Source organism: Oceanisphaera avium (genome assembly GCF_002157875.1).
Taxonomy (GTDB): Bacteria; Pseudomonadota; Gammaproteobacteria; order Enterobacterales; family Aeromonadaceae; genus Oceanimonas; species Oceanimonas avium.
Genome location: NZ_CP021376.1, coordinates 490,167 through 508,314, shown reverse-complemented (window position 1 = coordinate 508,314; position 18,148 = coordinate 490,167). Strand labels below are relative to the sequence as shown.

Below are 18,148 nucleotides of genomic sequence, written 5' to 3'. Positions count from 1 at the left end.
GGGCTTTTTTTATGGCAAAAACCCACCCTTTCTTCACTTAAAAAAACAACCAGGTCTCTTATGTTAGCTCTCGTTTTTAAACACTGTTTATTGTGTGTTATCAAGGGTATGCTAAAAAGAGAGACCCAATTTATTCACTTAATTTAATGACTTACTATGTCTGAATATGATTTACGGCGACCTAAACTCGATTAACTAAGAGGTGACATGGCGATGCCCACGGCTATTTCTACTACCACTGTCAGTGTGGCGCTTAAGGCTTTTTTCACTAATAGCCATGTATTTTTAGCCCTAAAAGTGGTGCTGGCAATGGCATCTACTTTGGGAGTGGGTCTGGCACTGGAGCAGATCCCCGCGGCGGTCACCCTTACCCTAGGTATTATGGCGGGAGCATTAAGTGAAGTAGATCAAAACCCTAAAGCGCGACTCCAGCAGCTCATTGTTAGCTTGATCTGCTTTTTTATCGCTATTACCTTAGTCACCTTCTTAATCGACTTTCCTTGGCTTTTCGGACCCTTTCTGGTCATTGGTACCTTAGTGCTGATGTTAATGGCCGCATGGGGCAGCACCAAGGGCAACTTAGGCTTTGGTATTTTATTAATTTCTTTATATGCCATGCAAGGTCATGCCGATAGTCCCTCTTTTTGGTATCAACCGCTATTACTTACGCTAGGAGCCACTTGGTACGGCTTACTCTCTTGGCTTATTTTATTAATTTGGCCTTATAAACAAGTTCATGAACAACTGGCGCAATGCTATTTCGCACTGGCGCGCTATTTAGTGGTGAAAGCGCGCTTTTTTGATAGCCCCGCTGAACAACATCAAGCCTTACGTCATCAATTAGCCCTGCTCAATATCGACGTAGTTAATTCCCTAGAGCACACCAAACGTATGCTTAATCGGCGCCGAAAAAGCCGTGCTGATGATACCGAGCTAAACCGTTTACTGGCTTTGTACTTATTAGTACAAGATATGCATGAGCGCGGTGCGTCCAGTCACTACTCTTATCAAGAGCTTAATCGTGACTTACAACATCACCAAGTGTTGCTGGGCTACCATGTGGTATTAATGGAGCTAGGCGAGTCTTGTGAAAAACTAGGGCGAGCGATTTTAAGCCACCGTACTTTTAGCCATAGCAAGCGTATTGGTTGGGAGCTAAGTGCGTTACAAAACCAGATAGATTATAGCCACCTACAACAACATTATCCGCCACACTTAGTGACATCAATGCGCTATCTTGGTCGCAATTTAGCAGACTTGCATCAAGCACTGATCCAAGGTGAAGCACTGACTCAAGCTCACCCTAGTAAGCCCCCCCTCGCATTGAGCTGGCCACACCCCCTCAGCAAGCCTTTTGGCCTAAACTCCAGGCTCTTTTGCATCCCGATGCGCTGTTATTTCGCCACTGTATAAGGCTGTGTAGCTGCTTTGCCTTGGGCTATATTTTGATTAGTGTGTTTTCTTTAGAGCGGGGTTACTGGATTTTATTAACTATTTTATTTGTGTGTCAGCCAAGCTTTAGTGCCACTCGCCAACGACTCGTGCAACGCACGCTAGGCACCTTGGGCGGCATTTTAGCAGCCGTCCCTTTATTGGCATTCTTTCCTACCCTTAGCGCGCAATTGGTTATTTTATTAGTGTGCGCGTTAGTGTTTTTCACGCAAGTAAAAGTGCACTACAGCTGGGCGGTGGGCTTTGTAACCTTGTTTGTGTTGCTGGCATTTAACCTACAAGGAGGGGCAAGTGAGCTTATCTGGCAGCCTAGATTATTTGATACCTTATTAGGCTGTACCTTAGCTTTTGGCGCCGTGTGGTGGGTGTGGCCCGACTGGCAACAACGTCACTTGCCACGATTAATGGCAGAGGCGATGGACGCTAATGCTGAGTATTTATCAGCCATAGTGCAACAGTTTGCTAAGGCGCGCCATGAGCACCTCGATTATCGACTGGCACGCAAACAAGCCCACCTTGCAGATAATCAATTGGCACTCGCTTGGCAACATATTCGCGTTGAACCCGTAGCAAAATACTGGTTAAGTGTGTGCTTTGATATTGCCTATCGTAATCACGCGCTTTTGTCTTACCTTTCTGCTCTAGGCGCTCATCGCAGCGAAAGCGTGGCATTAGCAGCCAATCAAATACAACAAGTAGAGCAGCTCGTTAGTCAGTTAAAAACCTCAGCTCACGCGTTACGCCATTCGCAACCGTTATTAAGCCAAAAAACAGTACTCGCCAAGCCCTTAGCGAGCGAGGAGCTAAATTGTGCACCGGACTTAGACAATGAACAGCAACAATGGCAGTGCTTAAGTACTCAGCTTCTTAATCACATTAGCTTATTGGTCTATGATCTCTATCAGTTAGCAGAGCATTTTCCTCACGACAATCATGCACCGCCCGTAAGAATTCGTTAATATAATAAGCTGTAAGCGGTTCACCTAAAGGAAAGTTATGCTTGAGTTTAATCACGCCCTCTTTGCTACCGATGTTCAAGGTTATCTTATCGATCATCAATGTTGGCAACCTGAGATGGTGCCCTTGTTGGCAGAGCAGGAGGGGATAGTATTAACGGCTGAGCATTGGGAAGTGGTGGAATTTGTGCGGGCTTTCTATCTTAAATACAATACTTCACCGGCGATGCGCGCCTTAGTAAAAGCCATGGCGAATGAGCTAGGAGTCGAGAAAGGCAACAGTCGCTATTTATTTCGACTATTTCCTAAAGGTCCGGCTAAACAAGCCACTAAGCTTGCCGGATTACCTAAACCAGCAAAATGCCTTTAAATAAATAAGGAGTAAAACACGAGGGTCGATATTTTATCCCTCCCACTTTACTCCTCTCACATTATTACTCAGGCTTTGGGTATTTAGCTGCCGTTTCAGCAATCAAGGGTTTGAGCTCACCTTGTTGAAACATTTCCATAATGATATCGCAGCCACCCACTAGTTCACCATCAACCCATAATTGAGGGAAAGTGGGCCAATCGGCATATTTGGGTAACTCGGCACGGATTTCAGGATTTTGTAAAATATCGACAAAGGCGAAAGGCTCGCCGCAATTCATTAAGGCTTGTGAGGCTTGAGCAGAAAAGCCACAGCTTGGAAATTTAGGTGAGCCTTTCATATAAAGAAGAATAGGATTTTCACTGATTTGGGTTTTGATTTTCTCAATTGTGTCCATGCGCACCTCAAAACGGTTACTTTTCTAGAGCAACCTATTAAAAAAGACAAGTCATGAATATGACAATTCCCGAGCCATTCTACGTTATCTCTGCGGGGTCACAAGTGGCCGTGATTAAAATTGCAGTTAAGCCGCAACGCGAATAAAGCGACCTAGATCAATGAAAAAAAAATAGTTGTTTTACAACAATACGTTATCTAACTCAACGTGACTGTTGTTTAGCCATCTAGGTAGCTGCTACAATGAATTTAGCAATTTAGCGGAGTGCGACTATTATGTTGTTGGTCGCATCCGTAATTACAAAGCAAGTAGCAATGTCTTGACCAGCGCTAAGCTGGCACCATCAAAAATGGAGAATATAATAATGGCATTTGAACTTCCTGCCCTGCCCTACGCTAAAGACGCTCTGGAACCGCATATCTCAGCTGAAACGCTGGAGTATCACTACGGTAAGCACCACCAGTCTTATGTAACTAACCTCAATAACTTAGTCCCAGGTACTGAGTTTGAAGGTAAGTCTTTAGAAGAGATTATTAAATCTTCTGCAGGCGGTGTATTTAACAACGCAGCACAAATTTGGAACCACACTTTCTATTGGCACTGCTTATCACCTAACGGTGGCGGCGAGCCAACCGGTGCTTTAGCTGATGCAATCAATGCCGCTTTCGGTTCATTTGATGCATTTAAAGAAGAATTTACTAAGTCATGTGTCACTAACTTTGGTTCAGGTTGGACTTGGTTAGTGAAAAATGCTGACGGTAGCGTAGCCATTGCTAATACTTCTAACGCCGGTTGCCCATTAACCGGTGACGCAACCCCTTTGCTGACTTGTGATGTGTGGGAGCATGCTTACTACATCGACTATCGCAACGTGCGTCCTGACTATGTAAAAGCCTTCTGGTCATTAGTAAACTGGGAATTTGCGGCAGAAAACTTCGCCAAATAATTTCTCGCTTTAAAACCCCGGCTCGCCGGGGTTTTTTTATCTGTGCAGTTTAGTTTTTATTCTCTTTATAAAATTCACAGCTTAGCCGCTAACCATTCCACCTACGCCCTTCACTTGCGCTACAGTAGCGTTAGCATCAATAAAACTTTATCTCTTGAACTTGAGTCGCTTTTTAAGGCAGGTAAGCTCTTTCTTGGCAAAACGCACCTGACTCTGACTTTTCTTTTAGTAGTAAGCTGTAAAGTTTAACACTCACAGCAGTTGCTTATCTTTATACCTAAGTGGCTCACTTCTTTACTTCACTTATCAGCCTCACTTTTTAGCTTTTTTAAAAAAAAGTGGCGTTATTTAAGCATAATTTTAAGCATTAGTGGTGCTTGGATATCCAACTCGGTGAATAAATAGACATCCGCACCCTAAAGCGCGCGCCTAAGGTTGACGCAGTTGTTGGTTATTGCTGTACTGAGCACGATTGTAAAAGGAAGTAGTAATTCTTAGTTGGTTAAAAAAGTGGCAAACGTTAAAAAAAGGATAAAAAAACACCTTTTTATAACGCAAAACCTTGATTTCGATCAAATAGGGGCATAAAAGCCGGCATTTATGTGACCCGGTCTACACTTTCCTATTTCCTTACGCTATTATCCATAACAATTTATAAACCAAGGATGCTGCATTTAATCGTGAGCAAAGCAAAGGACCTCTCTCAAGCGCGGGTTACTCCGTTAGCCTTGAGTTGCTCATTGATATTAACGCCGCTTTACATTGGCGAGTTTACTTATTTGCGTATATCACGCGATCGCCAGTTCTCTTCTTTATGTGATCTACCTCTACACTGGAGTCTCTTATGTTAAGACGTACCAAGATAGTTACTACCCTGGGCCCGGCAACTGATCGCGATAACAATCTCGAAGGCATTATTAAAGCCGGCGCAAACGTTGTACGCATGAACTTCTCTCACGGCACCGCTGAAGATCATATGAATCGTGCCAATCAAGTTCGTGATATTGCTAAAAAACTGGGTGTACACGTGGCTATTCTGGGTGACTTACAAGGTCCTAAGATCCGTGTTTCTACCTTTAAAGATAAAAAAATTGAGCTGGCTTTAGGCGATAAATTTATCTTGGATGCTGACTTAGACTTAGGCCAAGGCGACCAGCAACAAGTAGGCATCGATTATAAAGACCTGCCACAAGACGTTAAAATTGGTGATGTCCTGTTATTAGACGATGGCCGTGTACAACTGCGTGTTGACAGCGTGGAAGGTAATAAAATCTTTACCGAAGTCACGGTAGCCGGTCCTTTATCTAATAATAAAGGCATCAACAAAAAAGGCGGTGGTTTATCTGCACCCGCACTAACTGAAAAAGATAAAGAAGACATTATCACTGCCGCTAAAATTGGCGTTGATTATCTGGCAGTCTCTTTCCCGCGTACCGGCGAAGACATGCGTATTGCACGTGAATTGGCGCGCGCTGCAGGCAGTAATGCAAAATTGGTGGCTAAAGTTGAGCGTGCTGAAGCCGTGGCTACCGATGCTGCGATGGAAGATGTAATCTTAGCTTCTGATGTGGTCATGGTGGCTCGAGGTGACTTAGGCGTTGAAATTGGTGACTCTGAGCTGGTCGGCGTACAGAAAAAACTGATCCGCGCTTCACGTCGCTTAAACCGCGTCGTGATCACCGCAACACAAATGATGGAGTCTATGATTTCCGCTCCTCTACCAACGCGTGCAGAAGTGATGGACGTGGCGAACGCTGTGCTAGATGGTACCGATGCGGTAATGCTGTCTGCTGAAACTGCAGCCGGTGATTTCCCTATCGAAACAGTGAAAGCCATGGCGGAAGTCTGTGTAGGCGCTGAAAAGCACCCTAGCATCAATGTTTCAAATCATCGCATGAACTTCACCTTTACTTCAGTTGAAGAAACTATCGCGATGTCGACTATGTATGCCGCTAACCACCTACAAGGGGTTAAAGCTATTGTTGCGCTCACTCATTCTGGTACGACTCCGCTGTTGCTGTCACGTATCAGTTCAGGTCTGCCGATCTTCTCCTTATCTGGCGAAGAAAAAACGCTGGCGTGGAGCAACATGTACCGTGGCGTAACTCCGGTGTTCTTTAAACACGACACTACTCTAAGCAATGCAGAAGTGAGCCGTGAAGCGCTGGCTACATTGAAAAAAGCCGGCTTTGTCAGCAGTGGTGACTTGGTGTTATTAACCCATGGTGACACCATGGAAGTAGTAGGTAGCACTAATACCTGCAAAATCTTGACCGTTGAGTAAGCTTAAAATTTAAGTTTCTTAACAGCGATAACGCCGTCAATAAAAAGCCGCTCATTGAGCGGCTTTTTTTATCTTAGCGAAAAGCGCGGTACGTTTTACGCTCTCCGTTAAAGATAAGATTAAGTAAGACGCTTAACGCACCGCGCTGACTTATAGCTCCCCTGGCTTAAAACTATCGACCGCAATGGCGATTTTACGCAGTCTGTCAGCTTCTTTTAAACGGCAAATATCTTCATCATCCAGCAGTTGTTGTGCTTGACCTTCTATTAGTAACTGCTCAAAGCTGAGCTTGCGCGCTAAGGTGCCCGCTTTTTGTGCCGCTCGTAATCTTTGCTCAATATCTTGTACGCCCACCATGGCTAAAAAGGCCGCCTCTACTTCCCCTAAGCCAGGCGTATCTGCACTAGGTACATAACATAAATGAGTAAGACGCTGGCGCACCGCTGAGCTTGGGTTCATTAACAACACACTGATCGCCTGGGCATGACTATCGAGCGGCTTGTTATAAGGATTGCCTAGTGGAAAAATTAACGCGCGTAAGGTAGCAGCCAATACTCGATTAGGAAAGTTATCGAAAAATCCCTCTAGCGCATCGCCTATTAAGTGTAAGTTACGCCCCAATGCATAATGCACAAAAGGCAGTTCGTCCGTTGCGCGACCATTATCTTCAAAATATTTTAAGGTAGCACTGGCTAAATATAAGTGACTGAGCACATCCCCTAAGCGAGCTGAGATCATTTCTTTGCGCTTAAGATCACCGCCTAAGGTTAACATCGACATATCGGCACACAGCGCAAGTGCCTTACTCATACGACTCAGTTGGCGATAATACACCGCCGTTGGCCCGGTCACCGGCGCTCGGTTAAAACGGGCGCCTGTCATACCTTGCCATAGTGCACCGAATACGTTTTTGGTGGCAAAGCCAATATGTTGAAATAATAATTTATCAAATGCCGCTAATCCTGCCTCATGATCAGGGTTGGCCGCAGCTTGTAACTCATGCAGTACGTAAGGATGGCATCGGGTAGCACCTTGACCAAAAATCATTAAGTTGCGGGTTAAAATATTAGCGCCCTCAACCGTGATGGCGACCGGTATCCCCATGTAATTATGAGCAAGGTAATTTTTAGGTCCCATTTGTATGCCTTTACCAGCATGGACATCCATAGCGTGATCTAATACAGTGCGCGCCATTTCTGTCATGTGGTATTTAGAGATAGCCGTGACAATGGCTGGACTTTCATTGGCATCCAAGGCGTTAGCAGTTAAACGACGGGTGGCTTCTAATTGATAAGTTAAGCCGCCAATGCTGCCTAGCGCTTCTTGTATGCCTTCAAATTTACCGATTGATAAGCCAAACTGTTTACGCACATAAGCATAAGCACTGGTGCTGAGCACGGCTAAATGGCCACTGGCGGTGCCCAATGCCGGTAGTGATATTCCCCGTCCTGCCGATAGACACTCCACCAGCATTCGCCAACCACGCCCTGCAAACTCAGGGCCGCCAATGATCCAATCCAGCGGGATAAACACATCTTTACCGTGAGTGGTGCCATTTAAAAAAGCCAAGCCCATCGGAAAATGTCGATCGCCAATCTCAACACCTGTGTGATGAGTTGGGATCAATGCACAAGTAATGCCAGGAGCTGGGTCATCACTCAGTAGAGCATCGGGATCAAATAACTTAAAAGCTAAGCCTAATACGGTGGCTCTTGGCGCCAGCGTGATATAGCGTTTGTCCCAATTAAGACGAATTCCTAGTACTTCTTTGCCGTCTATCTCCCCTTTACACACTACCCCTGAGTCGGGAATGGCGCCGGCATCAGAGCCCGCCTCTGGGCCAGTTAAGGCAAAACAGGGCACTTCACTGCCATTCGCTAAACCAGGCAACCAACGTTGTTTTTGCTCAGGCGTACCGTAGTGCATTAACAGCTCGCCAGGGCCTAAGGAGTTGGGTACCATCACAGTTACCGCCGCACTTAAGCTGCGCGATGCAATACGCGCCACTATCGTGGAGTTGGCATAAGCCGAAAAGTCTAAGCCGCCATACTCTTTAGGAATAATTAAAGAGAAGAAACCTTGGGCTTTAATATAAGCCCATACTGCTTCAGGCAACTCGCGGTCTTCATTCACTATTTTATGGTCATCTAACATGCCAAGCAGAGTTTCTACTTGGTTATCGAGAAAATACTGTTCTTCATCGGTAAGCCGAGAAGGACCATAGGCTAATAAGGTTGACCAGTCAGGGTTACCGCTAAATAACTGACCGTCCCACCACACAGAGCCCGCCTCCATGGCCTCTTGCTCGGTAACTGATAAGGGAGGTAAGATTTTTTTAAAAGTGGTAAAGGCCGGACCCGTTATCCATTTTTTACGTAAACTCATAAGACACTCCTATTAATCTGAACCAGCTAACGCCTCGGCAGTGACACCGCTGGCCAAATAAGGAATTAACCTTTTCACCAGCCCTTCTACATCTATTTCTTCATTAAAATCATTATTGGCAATGGCTTTAAGCGCTTCACTGGACGCCATGGTAAAAATCACCGTGCCTAGCGTAAAGTGCAGCCGCCAAAACATTTGTGCTTTTGTTAGCTGGGGGGCTGCTTTATGGATAGCTTGGCTAAAATGGCCGAGCACCTGCCCATAGTGATTAACAATAAACCAGCGCAAAAAACCTTGATTATCAATATAACCGCGCCCGAGCAGCTGCAAAAAAATCTCCGGTCCTTGGCGATGAATACTGGTTAAGCTCAGTAAAGGAGCCACGAAACACTGGAATACCTCGCTAACCGTGCAGCGCGGTTGGGCTAGTAACTGCACCAGAGCCTGATCGGCATTAGGCATAAATACTGATAAATAACGATTCATTACCGCTTTAATTAAGTCTTTTTTAGAGCCAAAATGATAATTAACCGATGCCAGATTAACGCCAGCGGCCGCGGTAATTTGGCGCAATGAAGTATCACTAAACCCGGCTTGTGCAAATAACTGCTCGGCACTATTTAGGATCTTCTGTTTAGTTTCGACTTTAGCCACAACCACCTCAAATAAAACACCTGTTTAAAATTTACGTTTTAAAGACGGTTATTGTCAAGCTAAAAGCCGCTAAGCTCAGAGATAAGATAAATAGTGTGAAGCGCGGAACCTTTCTTCTCCTCTCCCCTCCAATGTTATGCCACTGTAATTAAGTACTCAGTCTTCGCCCAGCTTTGCTGGGCATTTTTTTATCTATAAACTAGCAATCGATAAGCACTGCTGCCCATGATTATGGCCACGCAGCAGTAAAGATTCGTCTTACTTGAGTGGGTCATTGAGATACTAAAAGGACAAGCATGAGCTTAAAGGAAGCGCCAGCAGAGATACGCTTAGCAGTAGATGTGATCGCGTTATTGGAAGTAAATCAAATAGCGCCTGAATTAGCGTTACAGGCACTGCGCATCGTTATCCAAGATTATGAGCGCAAATTGGCTAAATCTCGTGAAAACTAAGCAATAAGACATAAAAATAATAAAATAGCAGCCGTTGAACGGTGCGCTACTTACTAATCACTAATAGCCCCTAAACAGCTTAGGGGCGTATTGTTACTGTAAAGCTAGGCGCTAGTTAGCGCTTGCCTGTGCACACTTTACTTTTTGCCTAAGTCGATAACGCTTAGCGCTCTTCTTCAAGATAGGTGTAACCTTCCAAACCTGCATTTAACTCGGCGAGCATCATATCGCGAGTTTCTTGATCCAGCTGAGGTTGACTAAGCAATGTTTCATAACTTGCCGTAATAGCCGAGGGAGCAATATCTACATAGCGCAACATATCTGCCACCGTACTGCCGGCTTTAATATCATTAAGCTGTGCTTTGCCATTCGCATCTAACGACACCTCAGCGCTATGGGTATCACCAAAGAGATTATGCATATCTCCTAAAATTTCTTGATAAGCGCCCACTAAGAAAAAGCCTAGGTATTGCGGCTGTCCCGGTACAAACTCAGGCATGGGCAAGGTGGTTTCTACGCCTTGGCCGTCCACATACTGATCGATAGCGCCATCGGAGTCACAGGTAATATCTAACACCACGGCGCGACGTGTCGGCTCTCTGTCTAAACCTACCAGTGGCAGCACCGGAAAAATTTGATCGATGCCCCACGCATCTGGCAAGGACTGAAATAAAGAGAAATTAACAAAACATTTGTCGGCGAGTTTTTCATTTAACTCATCAATGATGGGTCGGTGCGAGCGATTCGCCGTTCGAAGCTCAGCCTTAATGGCCAGACAAATACTAAGATGGATCTCTTCCGCCCAAGCGCGCTCTTCTAAGCTCATTAAGCCCATATTGTATTGCTGATGCACATCGGCCAGCTCGGCGACGGTATCATGATAAATTTCCAATAAAGGCGGGTCTTCACGACATATCTCTTGCCAAGTTTCCCAAATATTATGCAATAGCATGGCAGCATTATCACGAGGCGGCGTAGGTGTTTGCGGCTTAGCCGACTCAATACTGATAACATCAGAAATTAATACCGCGTGATGAGCGGTAATCGCGCGCCCCGACTCACTAATAATTAACGGATGCGGTAGCTCAAATTCACGACACACATCGCCAATGCCCCACACCACATTATTGGCATACTCGCGCATATTGTAGTTAGCTGAGCAATAACTTTGAGAACGAGTCCCTTCATAATCTACACCTAGCCCGCCGCCCACATCCACAATATTAATCGGCACGTTTAAGCGGCGTAATTCAGCGTAAAAGCGACCACATTCGCGTACGCCTTTTTGAATATCACGAATATTGGCAATTTGTGAGCCTAAGTGAAAATGCAGTAGCTGTAGCCAATGTAAGCAGTTGGCTTCACGCAGCTGTGAGATAAGCTTAAGTACATGGGCTCCACTTAAGCCAAATTTTGATTTTTCTCCGCCACTGGATTGCCACTTGCCCGCACTTTGTGAGGCAAGACGAGCACGCACGCCTAGTCTTGGCTCTACATCAATGCATTTTGCCTCTTCCATCACCATCGCTAGCTCAGATAGCTTTTCGATGACAATATATACTTGGTGCCCCATCTTAGTGCCTAATAAGGCGAGGCGAATATATTCTTTATCTTTATAACCATTACACACAATCACCGACTCAGTTTCATGACTGTGCGCTAATACGGCTAATAATTCCGGCTTAGAGCCCGCCTCTAATCCTAAGCGTGGCTTATCTTTATAAGCCTTAGTGACCGCATCGAGTACGCCGCGCTGCTGATTCACTTTTATCGGATAAACGGTGAGGTAATCCCCTTCATAACCGTATTCAGTAATGGCGTTATTAAAAGCATTAAACAGCGCATCGATACGGCTTTTAATAATTTCGGGAAAACGCAACAATACCGGTGTGGCATAGCCTTGGGCTTTTAAGTCAGCAATCACATCTGCTAATACTACTTTCGCTTCTGGGCGAGATTTATCGGGGGTCACCACCACACGCCCTTGGGGGTCGAGATGAAAAAAACCATCCCCCCAGTAAGGTAGGTTATATATTTTTAACGCATCTTGTTCAGACCAATTGGCCATAGTGTTAATCCCCTTTTTAGGTCAGAGCAGATATGAAATATCGAGCTTAAGCGATGAGACGAGCAGAAACGGTGTTACAGATATGCCAGCTGTTCGGTCGCCGCAAGCCAAACCGTAAAGTCTACACAGCACAGCTTGCGCTCGCCAGTATAGTGGCAGGAGCGCTAGCAAATTAGTGACTTAACACACATTCTTCATTAAGGCAGGCTTTAGTAGGTAATAGCTCAGTAAGTCAACGACAACATTGATCTTACGTTAGTGCCAAGCCCAAGGACGTAAAAGGGTAAGAGGTTAAAAAGACTTAGCGATCACTGTGACCAAGACTGCGGGTAGGATCCACATAATCACGCAGTCTTTGCTTGATCTCTTTAGCTTCTGGAAAACCGCCGTCAATCACGCGACACCATAGGCGCTGCTCATTCACCCAAATTTGAAATTGGCCTTTATCTGCAGGGATCAAGGCCACTTCAGCTACATCATCATTAAAAGTAGATAAAATCTCTTGTGCCAACCAAGCGGAGCGTAATAACCAGCGGCATAACGAGCAATAGCGAATTTCAACTCTGGGCTTCATGCTCTCTCCTTTAACTGCAAATTAATTTTTAGCGCACCACACCACTTAGAAATTCATGGCGAGTGGCGGCTCGGCTCTTAAAAATGCCGCCCAACGAGGTAGTAGTGGTACTACTGGTCGCATCCATGACGCCGCGCGCTTTCACGCAATAGTGCGTCGCACTAATACTCACCGCCACATCCTCTGACTCGAGTAAAGTCTGCAAGGCTACTAACACTTGTTGGGTGAGGCGCTCTTGCACTTGGGGGCGGCGCGCAAAAAATTGCACTATGCGGTTAATTTTAGATAAGCCAATCACCTTAGTTCGCGGTATATAGGCGACGGTGGCGGTACCATCTATGGTTACAAAGTGATGTTCACAAGTACTGGTCAGTGTGATGTCACGCACTTGAACCATTTCATCCACCTTCATTTTGTTATCGATCAAGGTGATTTTAGGAAAATAGCTATAATCTAAGCCTGAAAAGATTTCTCGCACATACATCTTAGCGATGCGCTGTGGAGTATCGGCTAAGCTATCGTCTGCCAAGTCTAAGCCTAATACATCCATCATTTCGGTCATTAAGGCGGTAATACGCGCTTGTTTTTCATCCAAGGTCAGGCTGTTGCCTTTCATTGGGGTTTCTAAACCACGTTGTTCAAGGGCAGAACGTACTCGAATAGCGGCATCGCTCAAAGCAGTCATGGTAGTCTCCAAGGGAGCATTCAATTCAAAATCGGCTGCCAAATGGTAGTGCATTTACTGTCGAGAGTGAATGTTTGATTTGGGGTGTGCTTAACAGCACTGTGTGCCAATCTGTTTTAAAATACCCTTATAGTGCGTTTAAAATCATCCCCTTGGCCAAGATCTGAGAGATAGATTGCGCAGATATGCCCAAATTTGGCTTCACATTTTTATTACAGGACGCTGCATATGACAACACTTGATCCTTGCAATCAGTTTGGCTTGCGTAACTTTTATGATGCCAAGCACGACATGCTTACCCAGCTACAGCACCTTGGGCGTACTGAGCTGGTCGGCCTCGATCAGTTGTTAAATCGTATTTTAGCCGACGATGTACACTCCCCCATCGATGTGCCCTCTTTTGCCAACTCGGCCATGGATGGCTATGCCCTGCGCGCCGCCGATGTGAGTGAGGCAGCCCATTTTTCTAGCCAAGGATTAACCCTCATTGGTACCAGTTTAGCGGGGCACCCTTTTACCGGTCGAGTGAGTGAGGGGGAATGTGTACGCATTATGACGGGGGCTTCTCTTCCTCTGGGTGCCGATGCAGTGGTTATGCAAGAGCATTGTCAAGTCCAAGACTCGTTAGTCATAGTGACCTCTGCAGTCACTGAGGGACAAAATGTGCGCTACCCCAGTGAGGATCTGGCACAAGGCGAGTGTGTGTTTAAGGCAGGGACGCGCATCAATGCTCGGGTGTTAGCCGTGCTCTCTTCTTTAGGCTTAGAGCAAGTCTATGTCTATCGGCCTCTAACGGTTGCCTTATTTTCTACGGGCGATGAGCTAAAAACACCGGGGCAATTACTGGGTCCAGGTGATATTTATGACTCTAATCGCATTGCAGTACGCGCCATGTTAGAGCGCATCGGTGTAAAGGTAGCAGATTATGGCATTATTAAAGATGAGCCAGACGCTATTCGCCACGCCTTAATCAGTGCTGCTAGTAATGCCGACGCCGTGATTACCTCAGGCGGCGTGTCGGTCGGCGATGCTGATTATATTAAACAAATACTAGAAGAAGTGGGGCACGTAGGTTTTTGGAAGCTGGCCATAAAGCCGGGTAAACCTTTTGCCTTTGGTCATATTAATGACACTGCTTTTTTTGGTTTGCCAGGTAATCCGGTATCAGCGGCGGTAACCTTTCATTTATTAGTTCGCCCTGCTCTCGCCACCCTTAGCGGAGAAACACTGGCCCCTACCGTCACTTTGCAGGCTCAAGCGCTCATGGACTTTAAGAAATCTCCTGGGCGCATGGACTTTCAACGCGGCATTGTCAGTACTCAAGCCGACGGTAGCTTAGGCGTAGTGGCAGCAGGGGCACAAAGCTCGGGAGTATTTAGTGCTATGGCTGAAGCAAATTGCCTTTTACATCTTGAGCAAGACCGAGGCAATGTCACTGCGGGTGAGACTGTGAGCCTTGAGCTAATTGATGGCTTGTATTGGTAGCCTTTTATCTTATTCATCCCCACCTCGTTTAAGCTGAGGTGGGTTAATAATGGGCATGAGCGCTTATTTTGAATAAATTAACGTGTAGCTAAGTCCCTTGCTCTTGGCTTACCCGGCTCATGCTCGCCGCTTTCCAAAACTGATTATCTTGATAAGGCGTAGGATCCATAATACCCGCCAAACTTATTGCTTCAATGCGCTCCACACAAGTGCCGCAACGGCCACAATGTAGCTCACCGCCTTCATAACAAGACCAAGTATTAGCGATGGGCACGCCAAATTGCGCCGCATCCTTTGCGATGTCTGTTTTATCGCCATGCACATAAGGGGCATATAAGCCCACCTCAGCTACGCCATCCAGCGCTTGGCTTTGCATCTCGCCAAATAGACGAATAAAGTCGGGGCGACAATCGGGGTAAATAAAATGATCTCCACCATGAACCGCCAGTGCCACTGTATTAAACCCTCTACTGGCGGCCACTCCAAATGCAATCGTTAGCATAATAGCATTACGATTAGGTACCACCGTCAGCTGCATATTTTGTTCAGTATAATAGCCGTGTGGCACTTCAATATCATCCGTTAAGGCAGAGCCCGACAGTTGCTGGCCAATATTGCCAATATCTAGCACCCAATGCGGAACCTTGAGCTGTTCGGCACACAGTCTTGCGGCGTCAATTTCTTTTTTATGGCGCTGGCCATAATCAAAGGTTAGCAAAGCACCTAGGCTGTGTTCCTTGGCAAGTCGATACGCTAAAGTAACCGAGTCAAAACCGCCTGAGCAGATTAATAATGCATTCATATCAAGATGTCCTTGTTTTTTCCGGGTAGGCTGCGACCGTAGTAATGTTCAGTGATTAAAAATAATATTTGAAATCTAACATTTTAACGTTACTTAAGGCATCTCATTTCGCTGCTCAGATAACTAAAAAGGGCGCACTGCGCCCTATTAATGAAGGAAAATGGCGAGTTAGTGATTTTGACTGGACGCTTGCTCGGCTAAATATAGCCAAGTATCAATCACGGTATCTGGATTAAGAGAAACAGAGTCAATCCCCTGCTCCACTAACCAAGCAGCAAAGTCTTTATGATCTGATGGCCCTTGACCACAAATGCCGACGTATTTACCTGCTTTATGGGCCGCCTTAATGGCCATGGATAGTAAAGCTTTTACTGATTCATCCCGCTCATCAAACGAAGCAGCCACTAAGCCTGAGTCTCGGTCTAACCCCAAGGTGAGCTGCGTCATGTCGTTAGAGCCAATAGAGAAGCCGTCGAAGTAGGCTAAGAATTTATCGGCCAGCAACGCATTGGAGGGTAACTCACACATCATAATCACTTTAAGACCGGCTTCACCGCGCTTAAGGCCATTTTCTGCCAAAATATCAATTACACTCGCCGCTTCAGTTAAGGTACGCACAAAAGGGATCATAATCTCAACGTTAGTTAAGCCCATGTCGTTGCGCACCCGCTTCATGGCTTCGCATTCTAAAGCAAAACAATCACGAAAATCTGCAGAGATATAGCGCGAGGCACCGCGAAAACCCAACATAGGGTTTTCTTCATCAGGCTCATAGGCATCCCCTCCTAACAAGTTGGCGTACTCGTTAGATTTAAAGTCTGATAGGCGAACAATCACCCGCTCTGGCCAAAAGGCCGAAGCTAAGGTAGCAATTCCTTCGGTGAGCTTAGCAATAAAAAACTCCCGCGGATTATCATAACCGGCCGTAATCTCATCGATTTGTTGCTGTAATCTCGGGCTGGCTTGGTGGTAATTGAGTAACGCCTTAGGGTGGACGCCTATCATGCGATTAATAATAAATTCCAAACGCGCTAAGCCCACGCCTGCATTAGGTAATTGGGCAAAATCAAAGGCTCGGTCTGGATTACCAATATTCATCATCACCTTCACCGGTGATGGCGGCATGGCGCCTACTTCTGAGGTATTAACGTTAAAGTTTAATTTACCTTGATAAATAAAACCGGTGTCGCCCTCAGCACAAGACACGGTAATTTCTTGGCCTTCCATAATGCGTTGTGTGGCATCACCACAGCCTACTACGGCAGGGATCCCTAACTCGCGGGCGATAATCGCCGCATGACAAGTACGACCACCGCGATTCGTTACAATGGCTGAGGCGCGTTTCATAATGGGCTCCCAGTCGGGATCTGTCATATCAGTTACCAGCACATCGCCTGGCTTCACTTCATCCATTTGGCTAAGGGAGGCAATCACCTTTGCAGGACCTGCGCCAATTTTATGACCAATGGCACGGCCTTCAACAATAACTTCACTTTGTTCAGTCAGCGCAAATCGCTCCAACACATTGCTGTCTTGGCGACTACGTACCGTTTCTGGTCGTGCTTGTACTATATAGAGCTGACCATCTACGCCATCTTTTGCCCATTCGATGTCCATGGGTCGGCCATAATGGCGCTCAATAATCACCGCTTGCTTAGCCAGCTCCATCACTTCCATGTCTGATAAAGAAAAATGGTTACGCTCGGCTTTAGAGGTTTCTTTAACGGCAACTTGTTGGCCAAGTCCAGAGTCGGTGGCATAAATCATTTTTTGTAATTTAGAGCCCAACGTTTTACGTACCACCGCCGGTCGACCGGATTTTAAGGTCGGCTTATGCACATAGAACTCATCGGGGTTAACTGCCCCTTGCACCACCATTTCGCCCAAGCCAGTGGAGGAAGTAATAAACACCACTTGATCAAATCCGGACTCGGTATCGATAGTAAACATTACCCCAGAGGCGGCAATATCTGAGCGCACCATGCGCTGAATACCCGCCGATAACGCCACTCCACGATGGCTGTAGCCTTGGTGAACGCGATAAGAAATGGCTCTGTCGTTAAATAGCGAAGCAAAGACATGTTTAATGGCTTCCATCACCGCACTTAAGCCACTGACATTTAAAAAAGTTTCTTGCTGTCCGGCAAAAGAAGCATCAGGCATATCTTCGGCCGTGGCTGAGGAGCGCACCGCAAACGACGCGTTATCATTCATTTGCTGAGTAAGCTCAGCATAAGCACTGGCAATGGCTTGCTCCAAGGGCGCTTGAAAGGGGGTGTCAATAATCCATTGACGGATAGTTTGTCCCGCACTACCTAATGCCGCAATATTATCGACATCCAATGTATCGAGTAGCTCGTTAATCTTGGCATTAAGACCACTTTGCTCCAAAAACTCGTTAAAAGCGTAGGCAGTGGTAGCAAAGCCACCCGGTACAGCAACACCGGCACCCGCTAATTGGCTGATCATTTCACCCAAAGATGCGTTTTTGCCACCCACACGATCCACATCGTGCATGGTGAGCTGTTCATACCAAATTACATATTCCACCACGGCTACGTCTCCAACAATAAGGTGTGCTTGGGTTATTAATGCTATAAGTATGCGATTAAGAACATATGCTGCACGCTCAGACAGC

General features: G+C 46.0%; 15 protein-coding genes. 7 read left to right on the top strand and 8 right to left on the bottom strand.

From position 1 onward, the window contains the following. Positions 1–207: 207 nt before the first annotated feature. Genes CBP12_RS13650 through CBP12_RS02320 form a run of 3 tightly spaced genes read left to right on the top strand, consistent with a single transcriptional unit; the run spans position 208 to position 2,778 of the window. On the top strand, positions 208–1,413 hold the full coding sequence (locus CBP12_RS13650; RefSeq protein WP_232455121.1) for a YccS/YhfK family membrane protein: 1,206 nt from the start codon (positions 208–210) through the stop codon (positions 1,411–1,413). Positions 1,414–1,433: 20 nt separating this feature from the next. After that, entirely contained in the window at positions 1,434–2,411 is a 978-nt protein-coding gene (locus CBP12_RS13645) for an FUSC family protein (RefSeq protein WP_232455120.1), read from the top strand. 37 nt (positions 2,412–2,448) lie between these two features. Next, complete coding sequence (locus CBP12_RS02320; RefSeq protein ID WP_086962578.1) at positions 2,449–2,778, top strand: TusE/DsrC/DsvC family sulfur relay protein; 330 nt, start codon at positions 2,449–2,451, stop codon at positions 2,776–2,778. Between the two features lie 64 nt (positions 2,779–2,842). On the opposite strand, the gene CBP12_RS02315 is transcribed toward CBP12_RS02320, so the two are convergent. After that, the gene (locus CBP12_RS02315) at positions 2,843–3,175 is read right to left on the bottom strand and encodes a Grx4 family monothiol glutaredoxin (RefSeq protein WP_086962576.1); all 333 of its coding nucleotides are present in this window, start codon (positions 3,173–3,175) and stop codon (positions 2,843–2,845) included. Between the two features lie 364 nt (positions 3,176–3,539). On the opposite strand from CBP12_RS02315, the gene sodB reads away from it, so the two are divergent. After that, complete coding sequence (sodB, locus tag CBP12_RS02310) at positions 3,540–4,121, top strand: superoxide dismutase [Fe] (protein WP_086962573.1); 582 nt, start codon at positions 3,540–3,542, stop codon at positions 4,119–4,121. 844 nt (positions 4,122–4,965) lie between these two features. Further along, a complete protein-coding gene (gene pyk / locus CBP12_RS02305) occupies positions 4,966–6,405 on the top strand; it encodes a pyruvate kinase (RefSeq protein ID WP_086962570.1) in 1,440 nt (479 codons plus the stop codon). Between the two features lie 150 nt (positions 6,406–6,555). On the opposite strand, the gene CBP12_RS02300 is transcribed toward pyk, so the two are convergent. Next, entirely contained in the window at positions 6,556–8,790 is a 2,235-nt protein-coding gene (locus CBP12_RS02300; RefSeq protein ID WP_086962568.1) for an acyl-CoA dehydrogenase, read from the bottom strand. Positions 8,791–8,802: 12 nt separating this feature from the next. Beyond that, the gene (locus CBP12_RS02295; protein WP_086965304.1) at positions 8,803–9,444 is read right to left on the bottom strand and encodes a TetR/AcrR family transcriptional regulator; all 642 of its coding nucleotides are present in this window, start codon (positions 9,442–9,444) and stop codon (positions 8,803–8,805) included. A 296-nt stretch (positions 9,445–9,740) separates the two neighbouring features. Here CBP12_RS02295 and CBP12_RS02290 point away from each other — a divergent pair, with 296 nt between their 5' ends. Beyond that, a complete protein-coding gene (locus CBP12_RS02290; RefSeq protein ID WP_086962566.1) occupies positions 9,741–9,896 on the top strand; it encodes a DUF2496 domain-containing protein in 156 nt (51 codons plus the stop codon). A 163-nt stretch (positions 9,897–10,059) separates the two neighbouring features. Here the strand turns inward: CBP12_RS02290 and speA are convergent, their stop codons facing one another. The 3 genes from speA to folE form a co-directional block, all read right to left on the bottom strand. After that, a complete protein-coding gene (gene speA / locus CBP12_RS02285) occupies positions 10,060–11,964 on the bottom strand; it encodes a biosynthetic arginine decarboxylase (RefSeq protein WP_086962563.1) in 1,905 nt (634 codons plus the stop codon). A gap of 301 nt (positions 11,965–12,265) precedes the next feature. Then, on the bottom strand, positions 12,266–12,538 hold the full coding sequence (locus CBP12_RS02280; protein ID WP_086962561.1) for a SelT/SelW/SelH family protein: 273 nt from the start codon (positions 12,536–12,538) through the stop codon (positions 12,266–12,268). 28 nt (positions 12,539–12,566) lie between these two features. Further along, entirely contained in the window at positions 12,567–13,223 is a 657-nt protein-coding gene (folE, locus tag CBP12_RS02275) for a GTP cyclohydrolase I FolE (RefSeq protein ID WP_086962559.1), read from the bottom strand. A gap of 228 nt (positions 13,224–13,451) precedes the next feature. On the opposite strand from folE, the gene moeA reads away from it, so the two are divergent. Beyond that, on the top strand, positions 13,452–14,708 hold the full coding sequence (gene moeA, locus CBP12_RS02270; protein ID WP_232455119.1) for a molybdopterin molybdotransferase MoeA: 1,257 nt from the start codon (positions 13,452–13,454) through the stop codon (positions 14,706–14,708). Between the two features lie 88 nt (positions 14,709–14,796). Here the strand turns inward: moeA and queC are convergent, their stop codons facing one another. Together queC and ppsA are read right to left on the bottom strand one after the other, a co-directional pair. Beyond that, on the bottom strand, positions 14,797–15,510 hold the full coding sequence (queC, locus tag CBP12_RS02265) for a 7-cyano-7-deazaguanine synthase QueC (protein ID WP_086962556.1): 714 nt from the start codon (positions 15,508–15,510) through the stop codon (positions 14,797–14,799). A 168-nt stretch (positions 15,511–15,678) separates the two neighbouring features. Next, positions 15,679–18,063 (bottom strand): phosphoenolpyruvate synthase, encoded by a 2,385-nt coding sequence (ppsA, locus tag CBP12_RS02260; RefSeq protein ID WP_086962554.1) that lies wholly within the window; start codon positions 18,061–18,063, stop codon positions 15,679–15,681. Positions 18,064–18,148: the final 85 nt, after the last annotated feature.

Bases quoted from the DNA above. Each gene is read 5' to 3' on its own strand.
- CBP12_RS02315 (WP_086962576.1), bottom strand. From the start codon at position 3,175: ATGGACACAATTGAGAAAATCAAAACCCAAATCAGTGAAAATCCTATT.
- folE (WP_086962559.1), bottom strand. From the start codon at position 13,223: ATGACTGCTTTGAGCGATGCCGCTATTCGAGTACGTTCTGCCCTTGAA.
- queC (WP_086962556.1), bottom strand. From the start codon at position 15,510: ATGAATGCATTATTAATCTGCTCAGGCGGTTTTGACTCGGTTACTTTA.
- CBP12_RS02320 (WP_086962578.1), top strand. From the start codon at position 2,449: ATGCTTGAGTTTAATCACGCCCTCTTTGCTACCGATGTTCAAGGTTAT.
- moeA (WP_232455119.1), top strand. From the start codon at position 13,452: ATGACAACACTTGATCCTTGCAATCAGTTTGGCTTGCGTAACTTTTAT.
- speA (WP_086962563.1), bottom strand. From the start codon at position 11,964: ATGGCCAATTGGTCTGAACAAGATGCGTTAAAAATATATAACCTACCT.
- pyk (WP_086962570.1), top strand. From the start codon at position 4,966: ATGTTAAGACGTACCAAGATAGTTACTACCCTGGGCCCGGCAACTGAT.
- sodB (WP_086962573.1), top strand. From the start codon at position 3,540: ATGGCATTTGAACTTCCTGCCCTGCCCTACGCTAAAGACGCTCTGGAA.
- CBP12_RS02280 (WP_086962561.1), bottom strand. From the start codon at position 12,538: ATGAAGCCCAGAGTTGAAATTCGCTATTGCTCGTTATGCCGCTGGTTA.
- CBP12_RS13650 (WP_232455121.1), top strand. From the start codon at position 208: ATGGCGATGCCCACGGCTATTTCTACTACCACTGTCAGTGTGGCGCTT.
- CBP12_RS02300 (WP_086962568.1), bottom strand. From the start codon at position 8,790: ATGAGTTTACGTAAAAAATGGATAACGGGTCCGGCCTTTACCACTTTT.
- CBP12_RS02290 (WP_086962566.1), top strand. From the start codon at position 9,741: ATGAGCTTAAAGGAAGCGCCAGCAGAGATACGCTTAGCAGTAGATGTG.